The 13,046-nt window shown below is 74.6% G+C and carries 12 protein-coding genes; 9 read left to right on the top strand and 3 right to left on the bottom strand.

What is annotated here, in order from left to right; all coding sequences use genetic code 11:
• Window positions 1-186 precede the first annotated feature (186 nt).
• From ACGF13_RS01690 to ACGF13_RS01680, 3 genes are all read left to right on the top strand, one after another.
• Window positions 187-285 (top strand): 30S ribosomal protein bS22, encoded by a 99-nt coding sequence (locus ACGF13_RS01690; RefSeq protein WP_003948845.1) that lies wholly within the window; start codon window positions 187-189, stop codon window positions 283-285.
• A 148-nt stretch (window positions 286-433) separates the two neighbouring features.
• Window positions 434-1,549: an NAD-dependent epimerase/dehydratase family protein gene (locus tag ACGF13_RS01685; RefSeq protein WP_392867722.1), complete on the top strand. Its 1,116-nt coding sequence runs from the start codon at window positions 434-436 to the stop codon at window positions 1,547-1,549.
• Between the two features lie 7 nt (window positions 1,550-1,556).
• Window positions 1,557-2,564, top strand: a complete 1,008-nt coding sequence (locus tag ACGF13_RS01680) for a lysophospholipid acyltransferase family protein (protein ID WP_392867718.1) — start codon at window positions 1,557-1,559, stop codon at window positions 2,562-2,564.
• Window positions 2,565-2,657: 93 nt separating this feature from the next.
• Here the strand turns inward: ACGF13_RS01680 and ACGF13_RS01675 are convergent, their stop codons facing one another.
• The 3 genes from ACGF13_RS01675 to ACGF13_RS01665 all read right to left on the bottom strand — a co-directional run bounded on the left by ACGF13_RS01675 (window position 2,658) and on the right by ACGF13_RS01665 (window position 6,644).
• Window positions 2,658-3,953: a DUF5667 domain-containing protein gene (locus ACGF13_RS01675; RefSeq protein ID WP_392867715.1), complete on the bottom strand. Its 1,296-nt coding sequence runs from the start codon at window positions 3,951-3,953 to the stop codon at window positions 2,658-2,660.
• 265 nt (window positions 3,954-4,218) lie between these two features.
• Window positions 4,219-4,992: an ECF subfamily RNA polymerase sigma factor, BldN family gene (locus ACGF13_RS01670; protein WP_392868757.1), complete on the bottom strand. Its 774-nt coding sequence runs from the start codon at window positions 4,990-4,992 to the stop codon at window positions 4,219-4,221.
• A 605-nt stretch (window positions 4,993-5,597) separates the two neighbouring features.
• The gene (locus ACGF13_RS01665) at window positions 5,598-6,644 is read right to left on the bottom strand and encodes an HAD family hydrolase (protein WP_392867712.1); all 1,047 of its coding nucleotides are present in this window, start codon (window positions 6,642-6,644) and stop codon (window positions 5,598-5,600) included.
• Window positions 6,645-6,746: 102 nt separating this feature from the next.
• On the opposite strand from ACGF13_RS01665, the gene ACGF13_RS01660 reads away from it, so the two are divergent.
• The 6 genes from ACGF13_RS01660 (at window position 6,747) to ACGF13_RS01635 (ending at window position 13,026) form a co-directional block, all read left to right on the top strand.
• Window positions 6,747-7,040: a glutaredoxin family protein gene (locus tag ACGF13_RS01660; protein WP_392867709.1), complete on the top strand. Its 294-nt coding sequence runs from the start codon at window positions 6,747-6,749 to the stop codon at window positions 7,038-7,040.
• Between the two features lie 171 nt (window positions 7,041-7,211).
• A complete protein-coding gene (locus tag ACGF13_RS01655) occupies window positions 7,212-7,961 on the top strand; it encodes an exonuclease domain-containing protein (protein WP_392867706.1) in 750 nt (249 codons plus the stop codon).
• Window positions 7,962-8,068: 107 nt separating this feature from the next.
• Complete coding sequence (locus ACGF13_RS01650) at window positions 8,069-8,965, top strand: redox-sensing transcriptional repressor Rex (RefSeq protein ID WP_392868756.1); 897 nt, start codon at window positions 8,069-8,071, stop codon at window positions 8,963-8,965.
• Between the two features lie 25 nt (window positions 8,966-8,990).
• Window positions 8,991-10,331, top strand: a complete 1,341-nt coding sequence (locus ACGF13_RS01645) for a glutamyl-tRNA reductase (RefSeq protein ID WP_392867703.1) — start codon at window positions 8,991-8,993, stop codon at window positions 10,329-10,331.
• Between the two features lie 41 nt (window positions 10,332-10,372).
• Window positions 10,373-11,380, top strand: a complete 1,008-nt coding sequence (hemC, locus tag ACGF13_RS01640; protein ID WP_392867700.1) for a hydroxymethylbilane synthase — start codon at window positions 10,373-10,375, stop codon at window positions 11,378-11,380.
• Complete coding sequence (locus ACGF13_RS01635; RefSeq protein WP_392867697.1) at window positions 11,377-13,026, top strand: uroporphyrinogen-III synthase; 1,650 nt, start codon at window positions 11,377-11,379, stop codon at window positions 13,024-13,026. The genes hemC and ACGF13_RS01635 overlap by 4 nt, the downstream gene beginning before the upstream one ends.
• Window positions 13,027-13,046: the final 20 nt, after the last annotated feature.

Here is a 13,046-nt window from a genome sequence, read left to right as displayed (position 1 = left end):
GCGCGCGGGAGCGGGGTCCACACCGGTGGGCCCCGCACCCGTTCGCCGGGGATTTCCCCCGAGTTCTCCGGCTGCCGGGGGCGCGATTTACAGCCCCGGGCAACCGGAAGGTAGGCTAGGCCCTCACGTCAGTCGTATGGACTCCGTCTCTCACGGGCGAGAGTCTCAGTGAGCGAGGGTTGTTCCGTGGGCTCTGTCATCAAGAAGCGTCGCAAGCGTATGGCCAAGAAGAAGCACCGCAAGCTTCTGAAGAGGACTCGCGTTCAGCGTCGCAACAAGAAGTAAGCGCCCCCGGCCGCGCCTGGCGCGCCCAGCGCTTCCACCGCCCGCCCAGGCCGTCACGGCCTGGGCGGGCGGTGTCGTTTCACGGCCCGGTGGGGCGGCGCGGTACGGTGCACGCAGGCCGCCGGGGCCGGGAAATGGGGGCAGCACCGTGGGCGTGGTCGTGCTCGTCACCGGCGTGGCACGCCATCTCGGTGCCCGCTTCGCCGCCGAGGTCCGCCGCCGTCCTGGCGTCGACCTGGTGGTCGGCGTGGACGTGCAGCCGCCCCGGCTGCCGCCCGGGGAGCCGGTCGGCCCGGCCGCCCCGTACCGCTTCCACCAGCTCGACCTGCGCCGTCCGGCGCTCTCCCGGGTGCTCGCCGAGCACCGGGTGGACACCGTGGTGCACCTCAGCGTCAGCGCCACCGGCCTGGGCTCCACCAACCGCTCCGCGGTGAAGGAGTCCAACGTGATCGGCACCATGCAGCTGCTCGGCGCCTGCCAGAAGGCCCCCGGGGTGCGCCGGCTGGTGGTGAAGTCCACCACCGGGGTCTACGGCTCCGCGCCCCGCGACCCGGCGGTGTTCAGCGAGCGGATGCAGCCCAAGGACCCGCCCGGCGGCGGCTTCGCCAAGGACGCGTCGGAGGTCGAGGGCTACGTGCGCGGCTTCGCCCGCCGCCGCCCGGACGTCGCGGTGACGGTGCTGCGCTTCGCCAACATCGTCGGCCCCGACGCGGACACCCCGCTCAGCGAGTACTTCGCCCTGCCCGTGCTGCCGACCGTCCTCGGCTACGACCCGCGGCTGCAGTTCGTCCACGAGGACGACGCCGTCGCGGTGCTCTGCCGGGCCGCCGACGAACCCGCGCCGGGCACCGTCAACACCGGGACCTTCAACGTGGCGGGGGAGGGCGTCCTGCTGCTCTCCCAGTGCGCCCGCCGGCTCGGCCGGCCCACCCTGCCGCTGCTGCTGCCCGCCGTCAGCTGGATGGCCGTGCTCGCCCGGCAGAGCCGGCTGGTGGACGTCTCGCCCGAGCAGCTGCGGCTGCTCACCCACGGCCGGGTGGTGGACACCGCGCGGCTGCGCGACACCTTCGGCTACCGTCCGGCGTTCAGCACGCCGGAGGCCTTCGCCGACTTCGCCGCCGCCCGCGGCCCGGGCCTGCTGCCGCCCGAGCGGCTGGCCGCCGTCGCCGACCGGCTGACCGCCCTGCTCGGCCCGGAGCGCGCCGCTGGGCCCGCCACCGGACCGGACGCCCTGCCGAACCGCCCCCGCCGACCGAGGAGCTGAACCCGCGATGAGTGCCGCAGCCGAGAACGCGCCGGGCGAGGCCAGGGTCATCCCGATCGAGTCCGCCCCCAGCTGGACCTCACCCGAGGGGCCGAAACCGGCCGACCGGCTCGCCGAGGCCGTCGGCGGGGCGCTGTCCGGGCCGCTCGGCCAGGCCGCCACCCGGCTGTTCGGCAAGGGCTGGGAGGGCCGCGCCGCCGAGGGGCTGGCCTTCCTGCGCCGCCGGGTGACCGGCGACTACGAGGTGGACGAGTTCGGCTTCGACCGGGAGCTCACCGAGGAGGTGCTGCTCTCGCTGCTGCGCCCGCTGGCCGAGAAGTACTTCCGGATCGACGTCCAGGGCGTGGAGAACATCCCGGCCGAGGGCGGTGCGCTGGTCGTCGCCAACCACTCCGGGACGATCCCGCTGGACGCCCTGATGACCCAGGTGGTCATCCACGACCACCACCCCGCCCGGCGGCACCTGCGGATGCTCGCCGCCGACCTGGTCTTCGTACTGCCCGGCATCAACGAGCTGGCCCGCAAGGCCGGCCACACGCTGGCCTGCAACGAGGACGCCCAGGCCCTGCTGGAGCGCGGCGAGGTGGTCGGGGTCTGGCCGGAGGGCTTCAAGGGGATCGGCAAGCCGTTCTCCGAGCGCTACAAGCTCCAGAGGTTCGGCCGCGGCGGTTTCGTCGCCTCCGCGCTGCGGGCGCGGGTGCCGATCGTGCCCTGCTCGATCGTCGGGGCCGAGGAGACCTACCCGATGATCGGCAACGTGAAGACGCTGGCCCGGCTGCTGGGCCTGCCGTACGTGCCGATCACCCCGACCTTCCCCTGGCTGGGCCCGCTCGGGATGCTGCCGCTGCCGGCCAAGTGGACGATCCGCTTCGGCGAGCCGATCGCCACCGACGCCTACCCGGCGGAGGCGGCGGACGACCCGATGCTGGTCTTCGACCTGGCCGACGAGGTGCGCGAGACCATCCAGCACAGCCTCTACCAGCTGCTGGTGCAGCGGCGCTCGGTGTTCTTCTGACGGACCCCGCCGAGCGGCGTCGCCCGGACCGGCCCCGGACACGGCGAGGGCCCGGCGGATATCGCACTCCGCCGGGCCCCCACCGCCCTGCTGTCAGCCGCCCAGGATCCGCAGACCGGGCAGCAGGTCGGGGAGCAGCGGCGGCACCTCGACGCCCTGCGGCTGGGCCGCGTTCGGGGCGCTGGGCGTGGCCTGCTGCGGCGCCTGCGGCGGGGCCGCGTCGGCGCTCGGTGAGGGCCTGGTGCCGGTGAGGCCGTTGGTGAGGCCGCCGACCAGGCCGTTGACGGCGTCCGGGGCGCTGCTGGGCAGGGTGTCCGGCAGGACGCCGCCCTTGCCGCCGTTGCCGGAGGCTCCGGAGCCGGGGTAGGCCGGGGGGTGCTCGGTGGCGCCGGGGCGGTTGCCGGCGGCGCCGGAGCCCGGGGCCTGGTCGGTGCCGGCCGTGGTGCCGGAGCCGGCCGCCGGGGAGCCGGCCGGGGAGCCACCGGTCGAGTGGGCCGAGCCGTCGCCCGCTCCGGTGCCGGTCGCGCCGCCGCCCTGGGCGGGGGGCAGGACCAGGCGCAGGGGCGCGACGTCCTCGCTTATGTCGTCGAAGAGCCGGTTCACCAGGTCGGCCTGCCGGGTGAGCTGGACGGGCAGCTTGCCCTGCAGCTCGCTCCACCGGCCGTCCTCGTCGTGGGCGAAGCCGGCCAGGGCCCGCATCGGGTCGAGGGAGCCGTTGCTGCGGTAGACCGAGCGCAGCAGCTCGCGGCCCTTGAGGGCGTCGGCGTGCATGTCGTCCAGGGCGCGGCGGACCTGTTCGACGGTGGCCGGGCTGAGGGCGCCGGCCGGGCCGGTGCGGCCGACCAGCGTCTTGGCCTCGCCGAGCCGGGTGGCCGCGTTGTCGAGCAGCAGTTCGCCGCGTTCGGAGTCGGAGCCCGCGAGGTCGAGCCGGAGCCCTTCCAGTCCGCGTTTGAGGCCGTACAGCGTGTCCCCGGGGAGGGCGTTGGAGCTGGCCGCGGCGGCGCCGGCCAGGCTGCCGACGGCGAGCCCGGCGACCAGCCCGCCGATCGCGAACCGGCGGCTCCAGCGGCCGCGCGGCGCCGTCCGGATCGCCCGGTGGCGGCGCTGGCGGGGCACCGCGGTGCCCGTCCCGCCGGCGAAGGCCTGCTCGAACGCGGCCATCAGCTGGGCGCGTTGGACCGTGCGGACCTCCCGGTCCAGCACCGGCCCGGGCAGCGCCCCCAGCGCATCGGTCAGACCGACCAGTTCGGCCATCGCGACCGGACCGGCGCCGGTGACAGCGGCGCTGTCCGATTCGGTGTTGGCCGCAGCGCGTTGCTCCGCCTGGTGGGCCTCCAGCGCCTCGGCGAAGGCCTTCGCCCGCCGGTGCTCAAGCACGTTTGCCGTCACGGGCCACACCTCCCTTCGTCGTTGTCGACACCCCGGCCTGCCGGACGGTTGCCCCGGCTGGCCAAAGCCACTCCATCGGGTGATAGGCCGCAATTCGACTTGACCGTCCGCCTGGTGGGGGCTTGCACGCTGGAAAACGAGCGGTGCGGGCGGTCGGTTACGCACGGCTGATCATCGGATCGACCGTTCACCCTGACGTGTCGGCCGGGCGCGAACGATGACGGCCCGGTAGGGCGTATGGCGCCGGTGCCGTCCTCGGCGCGGCTCATCGCGCGTCGGGCGGGAGCAACCGGGCCAGGGTGCGGACGGCGCGGTACTGGAGGGTCTTGATGGCACCCTCGTTCTTGCCCATGATCCGGGCCGTCTCGGCCACCGAGAGCCCCTGCAGGAAGCGCAGGGTGACGCACTCCTGCTGCTGCGGGTTGAGCCGGCGCACCGCGTCCAGCAGGGCGGCGTTGGAGAGCGACTCCAGCACCGACTCCTCCGGGCTGCGCTCGCACTCGTTGGAGTCGAGCATCTCGCCGGTGGTGACCTCCAGCCGGAAGCGGCTGGACTTGAAGTGGTCGGCGACCAGGTTGCGGGCGATGGTGACCAACCAGGCGCCGAAGTCCCGGCCCTGCCAGGTGAAGGTGCCGATCCGGCGCAGGGCGCGCAGGAAGGTCTCGCTGGTGAGGTCCTCGGCGGTGGCCCGGCTGCCGACCCGGTAGTAGATGTACCGGTAGACGGTGTCCGCGTAGTGGTCGTAGAGCCGGCCGAAGGCCTCGCTCTCGCCGGCCTGGGCCCGCTCGACCAGCTCCATGATCGGGTTGTGCTCGGTCTCGTAGCCGGGGCTGGGCGCGGTCCGGGTGCGGCCCCGGCCGGTGCCCGCGCTGCCGGTGCGGCCGCGTGAGCCGGTGCCGGCCGAGCCGGCGGCGGTGGTGCGCAGCGCCGGGCCGGATGCCGCGGGCTGGCCGAACGATCCTCCGGCGAGCGCCAGTTGGGGCGAGGTGGGGAGCTGGGTGCGGAGCAGGGTGCGCAACAGGTCCAGGCCGGTGGAGATCTGCCGCTCGACGGTCGGCCGGCCGCGCAGGCCGGTGCGGGGGCGCAGGGGCGCGGACGACGGGCGGGAGGGTGCAGGCGCGTCGTTCCGGACGGGTGGGTACACGGGACTCCCAGAGGCAGAACTGTGGACGGATCACCTCCGCCTGCGCGGAGAGCACCCCCGCGGCGTCCGTTCGAGCGGGACGCGTGGTGGCGTGCATCCAGGAGAGAATAACGCTTTGTGCAATGACAGCTACACCGTGTGGTCGAAGTGGTCGTTTGGGATCCATTTGTTGTGCATATTCGGCTGATACCGACCGGAGCTGTCATCGTTCATCCGGCTCAACGTGATCGAACGGGCGCCCAGGGTGACCAATTCGGCGGCCTGGGGGGCGGTTTCCCAGCCTTGGGGCTCGGCAATCCCCGACTTTCCCGGACTGGCGAACGATCAGAACCGGTCACCCGGCGACAGGTTCGTGCAGGCGGCCCGGACTGCCGTGCGGTGCGGGGGAGTTCGCCCGTAAGAGGGGCCAGGTCAGAGGCCCTGTTGACGCCCGCTCACTCGTCAGGGCGAGGCCGCCCGGACAGCTCCTGGGCGGCCTTCGGATGGCCTCCCGGGCGGTCTCAGCCGCGCCGTCGCCGTCGGTTCAGCGCCACCCCGGCCGCCGCCGCGCCGGCCAGCACCCCGAGCGCGGCCGCCGCCGGCAGCCCCACCCGGGCCGCCTTGCGCCCGGTCCGGAAGTCCCGCACCCGCCACCCCTGGGCGCGGGCGTGGCGCCGCAGCGCGCCGTCCGGGTTCACCACGTACGGGTGGCCGACCAGCGAGAGCATCGGGATGTCGTTGGCCGAGTCGCTGTAGGCGGCGCAGCGGTCGAGGTCGAGGCGCTCGCGCCGGGCCAGCGCGCGGACGGCGGCGGCCTTGGCCGGACCGTGCAGCAGGTCGCCGACCAGCCGGCCGGTGTAGTGGCCGTCCGTGGCCTCGGCGACGGTGCCCAGCGCGCCGGTCATGCCGAGCCGCCGGGCGATGATCCGGGCCACCTCCAGCGGGGCGGCGGTGACCAGCCAGACCCGCTGGCCGGCGTCCAGGTGCATCTGGACCAGGGCGCGGGTGCCCGGCCAGATCTTGTCCGCCACGACGTCCTCGAAGATCTCCTCGCAGATCGCCTCCAGGTCGGCGGTGGGCTTGCCGGCCACGATGCCGAGGGCGGACTGCTTGGCGTCCGAGATGTGCTCCGGGTCCTCGGCGCCGTGCAGCCGGAACCAGGCCTGCTGCCAGGCGAAGCGGGCGATGTCGCGGTGGGTGAGGAAGCCGCGGCGGTAGAGGCCGACGCCGAGGTAGAAGATCGCGGCGCCGCGCAGGATGGTGTTGTCGCAGTCGAAGAAGGCGGCGGCGCGGGGGTCGTCCTGGTCCGGGGTGTGGTTCCCGGCCGGGGCCTTGGGGGCCTTGCCGGACTTGCCCGCGGTCGGCGCTTCCGTCCCGGCGCCTTCCGTCCCGGTGTCTTCCGTCCCGGCGCCGGCCGTTCCGGCGTCGCCCTCCGGCCCCGGGGCGGGTGCCGGCCCGGGCTCGGCCCGCAGCGCGGCCTCGGCCGCCTCGGCCGCGGCTTCGCCGGCCAGGGCGCTCCGCTCGCTGCTGGAACGCCTTGCCTGGGTGAGCCTTCTGAGCACGGCCATGTCATCGAGGATAGCCAGCCGGCCGCCTGGCGACCGTGACGGAGCCGTGCCCGCGAGGTGAACAGCTCCACCGGGTGCCGGCCCCCGGGGCGGGTGGGGGCGATGGCGGAGAATGGGACGGTGAGCCCACTGCTGAGACGTAAGAGCCCCCGGCCCGCGGACCGGACCGTGACCCTGGTCGGCAAGCCCGGCTGCCACCTGTGCGACGAGGCGCGCGAGGTGATCCTCCGGGTGACGGGGGAGCTGGGCGCGTCCTTCGAGGAGCGGGACATCACCCAGGACGAGGAGCTGTACCGCCGCTACTGGGAGCAGATTCCGGTCACCCTGATCGACGGTCGCCAGCACGACTTCTGGCGGGTCGACGAGCGCCGGCTGCGCACCGCGCTGGGTGGCTGAGCGGCTTCTGACCCGGCGTTCGTCCGTACGCCGACCCCCGCCGGACGGCGGGGTCGGTTCGCCGAATCGTTGCCGATGACACGCCGCTGCGGCCTGGGGCGGGGCGGGTTGGTCGGCTTACGATCGAACGCGTTTGCGCCCGTGGGGGGCTGAGCACACGAGGAGTGCGCCATGCTTCCCGGCCCTGTCCCAGGCACGCCCGGAGTCCCGTCCGGGAGCCCCCGGGGCTTCGCCGTGGTGGACGTGGAGGCGACCGGCCGCAGCCCGTGGCGGCACCGGGTGGTCGAGGTCGCGGTGGTGCTGCTCGACGAGCGGCTGCGCCCCGAGGGGGAGTTCGCCACCCTGCTGGATCCGCTGGGCCCGGTCGGCCCGACCCATGTGCACCGGATAAGGCAGTGCGACGTCGAGGGCGCCCCGCGGTTCCGCGAGATCGCCCCGCGGCTGCTGGAGCTGCTGGCCGGCCGGGTGCTGGTCGGCCACCACGTCAGCTGTGACCACGCCTTCCTCGATCGCGAGTTCGCCCGGATCGGGGTGCCGCTGCCGCCCGTCCCGCTGCTGTGCACGATGCGGCTGGCCCGCGCCCACCTGCCTCAGGCCCGCGGCCACGGCCTGGCGGCCTGCGCGGAGGCGGCCGGCCTCGGCTGGTACCCGGCGCACACCGCGCTGGGCGACGCCCGGGTGACCGCCGAGCTGCTGCTGCACTGCCTGGACGCGCCGTCCTGCCCGCCGGACGACTGGACCGGCCCGCTGCGCGAGGCCGCCCGGGTGCCCTGGCCCCGGCTGGGACGGGCCCGCTCCCGCCCGTCCGCGGCCGCTGTCCCGCTGCTGCGCCGGGAGGCTCCGTACGGCCCCTGGCTGCCGGATTCCGAGGCCCCGGAGGTGCTGCTGACCCACTCCGGTGCTATGGGTTCGATGGCGTGATGCGCATCACTGTGCGGGGACAAAACGGACACCATCTTTGTGCACACGTTCACAAACGCATAGCCTGGCTGTCAAAGCCCAGCTTCACCCACAGGAGCACCGTGGCAATCGGCCGATCACCACAGAGCAGTTCGCAGACGCCCGACCAGGGCGCCGCGCGCCGACCCTCGCGTGCCCGGGGAATCCCGGAGGCGACGGTCGCCCGCCTGCCCCTCTATCTGCGGGCCCTCACCGCGCTCTCCGAGCGCTCGGTGCCGACCGTCTCCTCCGAGGAGCTGGCCGCCGCGGCCGGCGTGAACTCGGCCAAGCTGCGCAAGGACTTCTCCTACCTCGGCTCCTACGGCACCCGCGGCGTCGGCTACGACGTCGAGTACCTCGTCTACCAGATCTCCCGCGAACTCGGCCTGACCCAGGACTGGCCGGTCGTCATCGTCGGCATCGGGAACCTCGGCCACGCGCTCGCCAACTACGGCGGGTTCGCCTCCCGCGGTTTCCGGGTGGCCGCCCTGTTGGACGCCGATCCCCACGTGGTCGGTTCCACCGCGGCCGGACTTCCGGTGCGGCACATGGACGAGCTGGAGTCGATCGTCGAGAGCCAGCACGTCTCCATCGGCGTGATCACCACCCCGCCCGGCGCCGCCCAGCAGGTGTGCGACCGGCTGGTGGAGGCCGGCGTCACCAGCATCCTGAACTTCGCCCCGACCGTGCTGACCGTCCCGGACGGCGTGGACGTGCGCAAGGTGGACCTCTCCATCGAGCTCCAGATCCTCGCCTTCCACGAGCAGCGCAAGGCCGGCGAGGAGCCGGACGACCGCGCCGAGTCGGTGCTGGACCGCGCCCCCGGTCCGGTCCGGGCGGCCGCCGCCAAGCTGCGCCGCGCGGCCGGCGGCAGCGGCAAGGCCCGGGGTGCCGCCGAGCCGACGGCCAAGGACCAGGCCGAGCAGGCCGAGGGAAAGTCCGCCAAGGGCGGCGACGGGGATCTCTCCGCGGTGATGCCCGCATGAACACCGAGAGCTGTGGGGGGCGGGCATGAGCCTTCTCGTCGTAGGGCTGAGCCATCGCACGGCCCCGGTCGGGGTGCTGGAGCGCGCCGCGCTGACGGGTGACGTACCGACCCGGCTGCTGCACGACGCGGCCGCCACCGCGACGGTGGGCGAGGCCGCGCTGCTGAACACCTGCAACCGGATCGAGCTGTACGCGGACGTGGACAAGTTCCACGCCGGCGTCGCCGAACTGTCGCTGCTGCTGGCCCACCACAGCGGGGTGGACCTGGAGGAGCTGACCTCCCACCTGTACGTCCACTACGAGGACCGCGCCGTCCACCACCTGTTCTCGGTGGCCTGCGGCCTGGACTCGATGGTGGTCGGCGAGGGCCAGATCCTCGGCCAGCTGCGCGACGCGCTGGCCAAGGCCCAGGACGAGCACACCGCCGGGCGCGGCCTGAACGAGCTGTTCCAGCAGGCGCTGCGGGTCGGCAAGCGGGCGCACAGCGAGACCGGCATCGACAAGGCCGGCCAGTCGCTGGTCACCTTCGGCCTGGAGCAGGTCGCGGCGGGCGCGGGCGAGATCGCCGGCAAGCGCGCGCTGGTGGTCGGCGCCGGCTCGATGAGCTCGCTGGCCGCCGCCACCCTGGTCCGCTCCGGCGTGACCGACCTGCTGATCGCCAACCGGACCCCGGCCCGCGCCGAGCGGCTGGTCGAGATCCTCGGCCCGGACGTGGCCCGGGTGCTGGACCTCGCCAAGGTGCCGGAGGCGCTCGCCGACGTGGACCTGGTGATCTCCTGCACCGGCGCGGCCGGCGTGGTGATCAGGGCCGAGGACGTGGCCGCCGCGGTCGCCTCCCGCCGGTCGCCCGAGCCGCTCGCCCTGCTCGACCTGGCCATGCCGCGCGACGTCGACCACACCGTGCACGAGCTGCCCGGCGCCCTGCTGGTCGACCTGGAGAGCCTCTCCCACGCGCACGCCGCCAGCCCCGGCGCCGGCGACGTCGACCAGGTCACCCGGATCGTCTCCGACGAGGTGACCGCCTTCGGCGCCGCCCAGCGGGCCGCCCGGATCGCGCCGACCGTGGTCGCGCTGCGCTCGATGGCCTCCGACGTGGTCGCCGCCGAGCTGGGCCGGCTGGACTCCCGGCTGCCCGACCTGGACGAGCGCTCGCGCGCCGAGATCACCCAGACCGTCCGCCGCGTCGTCGACAAGCTGCTGCACGCCCCGACCGTCCGGGTGAAGCAGCTGGCCGCCGAGCCCGGCGGCGCCTCCTACGCGGAGGCGCTGCGGGAACTGTTCGACCTCGACCCGGCGGCCGTGCACGCCGTGTCGGGCACGCCCGTCGGCGGCGCGCCCCAGCCCTCGGCCGGGGGCACCAGATGAACCGTCAGCCATCCCACGAGTACCACCGGGACGATCACCTCATGAATGGTCAACCGATCACGGAGCAGCCCTCGGCCACCGCGGCCCTGCGGCTCGGCACCCGGCGCAGCGCCCTCGCCATGGCGCAGTCGGGCATGGTGGCCCGCGAGGTGACCAGGGTCACCGGGCGCCCCGTCGAGCTGGTCGAGATCACCACCTACGGCGACACCTCCCGGGAGTCGCTGGCGCAGATCGGCGGCACCGGGGTGTTCGTCTCCGCGCTGCGCGACGCGCTGCTGGAGGGCCGGATCGACTTCGCCGTGCACTCGCTCAAGGACCTGCCCACCGCCGCCCCCGAGGGCCTGGCGCTGGCCGCCGTCCCCGAGCGGGAGGACGTCCGGGACGCCCTGGTCGCGGTCGAGGGCCTGGCCCTGGACGAGCTGGTGGAGAAGCTGGCCGGCGCCGGCCGTCCGGCCCGGATCGGCACCGGCTCGCCCCGCCGGATGGCGCAGCTGAACGCCTGGGCCGCCGCCCGCGGCGTCCAGCTGGAGACCGTCGCGATCCGCGGCAACGTGGACACCCGGATCGGCTTCGTGACCAACGGCGAGCTGGACGCGGTGGTGCTGGCCACGGCCGGCCTGAACCGGCTCGGCCGCAGCGCCGAGATATCCCAGCACCTCGACACCGAGGTGATGATCCCGGCTCCCGGCCAGGGCGCGCTCGCGATCGAGTGCACCGCCGCCGACACCGCGCTGACCGCCGCGCTCGCGGCGCTGGACCACGCCCCCACTCGGGTCGCCGTGGCCGCCGAGCGCGCCCTGCTGGCCACCCTGGAGGCCGGCTGCTCGGCACCGGTGGCCGCGCTGGCCACCTGGGGCCGGGAGAACGAACTGCGGCTGGACGGCGTGGTCGGCGACCCCGACGGAACCGCCCTGCTGAAGATGTCCGCCAACGGTCCGATCGTCCTCGACGAGAACGCCGAGCAGCAGGCGGCGGCCCTCGGCCGCGCGCTGGCTGACCGGCTGCTCGCCGCGGGCGCGGCCGCCCTGATGGGGGAGCGAGCCCGATGAGCCCCACCGCCGCCACCGACGCCCTGTTCCCGGCGGGACAGCCCGCCACCGGACGGTGCACCTTCCTGGGCGCGGGCCCCGGGGACCCGGGCCTGCTGACCCTGCGCGCGGTCGAGGTGCTGTCCACCGCCGACGTGCTGGTCGCGGACCCGCTGACCGCCGCCGCCGTACGCAGCCACTGTCCGGCCGGCGTGCTGGTGCACGCCCCGGTCGCCGAGGGCGCCGACTTCGACCTGGCCAAGCTGGTCGCCGAGGCCGTCCGCTCCGGCAAGCACGTGGTCCGCACCGTCGACGGCGACCCCGGCCTGGACGGCTGCGCCGCCGAGGAGATGCTCAGCTGTGCGGGCGACGGGATCCCGTTCGAGGTGATCCCGGGCGTCGCCCAGTCGGTCGGCGTCCCGGCGTACGCGGGCGTCCCGCTGCGGGCCGGCTCCGGCACCGACGTGCGCTTCGTGGACGGCGCCGCGCTGCTGGCCGGCGGCCCGGTGGACCTGGGGGTGCCGGAGACCACCCTGGTGGTCCGCACCACCCTGGGTCAGCTGCCCGCCACCGCCGCGGCCCTGGTTGCGGGCGGCCGCAAGCCGGAGTCGGCGCTGAGCGCCACGCTCTCCGGCACCACCACCCGCCAGCGGACCTTCACCTCCACGCTGTCCGGCATCGCGGCCGACCTGAAGGCCGCCCGGGTGCTGCCCTCGCCGGTCTCCGCCCCGGTCGACCCGGCCACCTCGGTGATAGCCGTGGTGGGCGAGCAGGTCGCCCACCGGGCCTCGCACTCGTGGTTCGAGACCAAGCCGCTGTTCGGCTGGAACGTCCTCGTGCCGCGCACCAAGGAGCAGGCCACCGGCCTGTCGGAGCAGCTGCGCTCGTACGGCGCGGTGCCGCAGGAGGTGCCGACCATCGCGGTCGAGCCGCCGCGCACCCCGCAGCAGATGGAGCGGGCCATCAAGGGCCTGGTCACCGGCCGCTACGAGTGGATCGCCTTCACCTCGGTGAACGCGGTGCGCGCCGTCCGGGAGAAGTTCGAGGAGTACGGCCTGGACGCCCGCGCGTTCGCCGGGATCAAGGTCGCGGCGGTCGGCGAGACCACCGCGCAGGCGCTGGTGGACTTCGGCGTGAAGCCGGACCTGGTGCCCTCCGGCGAGCAGTCCGCGGCCGGCCTGCTGGAGGACTGGCCGCCGTACGACCCGGTCTTCGACCCGATCGACCGGGTGCTGCTGCCGCGCGCCGACATCGCCACCGAGACCCTGGTGGCCGGCCTGGTCGAGCTGGGCTGGGAGGTCGACGACGTGACGGCGTACCGGACGGTGCGCGCCTCGCCGCCGCCGGCCGAGACCCGCGAGGCGATCAAGGGCGGCGGCTTCGACGCGGTGCTGTTCACCTCGTCCTCGACCGTCCGGAACCTGGTCGGCATCGCGGGCAAGCCGCACAACGTCACCGTCATCGCCTGCATCGGCCCGGCCACCGCCAAGACCGCCGAGGAGCACGGCCTGCGGGTCGACGTGATGGCCCCGGCGCCGTCGGCGGCCGCGCTGGCCCAGGCGCTGGCAGACTTCGGGGCCAAGCGGCGCGACACCGCGACGGCCGCAGGTGAGCCGGTCTACCGGCCCAGCGAGCGCCGTCCCGGCTCCCGCCGCAAGGCCCGCTGACATCCCTCACGGCCGGGGGC

It is taken from the genome of Kitasatospora sp. NPDC048286 (genome assembly GCF_043201735.1).
In the GTDB taxonomy this organism is placed as follows: Bacteria; Actinomycetota; Actinomycetes; order Streptomycetales; family Streptomycetaceae; genus Kitasatospora.
The sequence above is the reverse complement of the archived record's forward strand: the minus strand, read 5'-3'. Positions and strand labels throughout refer to the sequence as shown.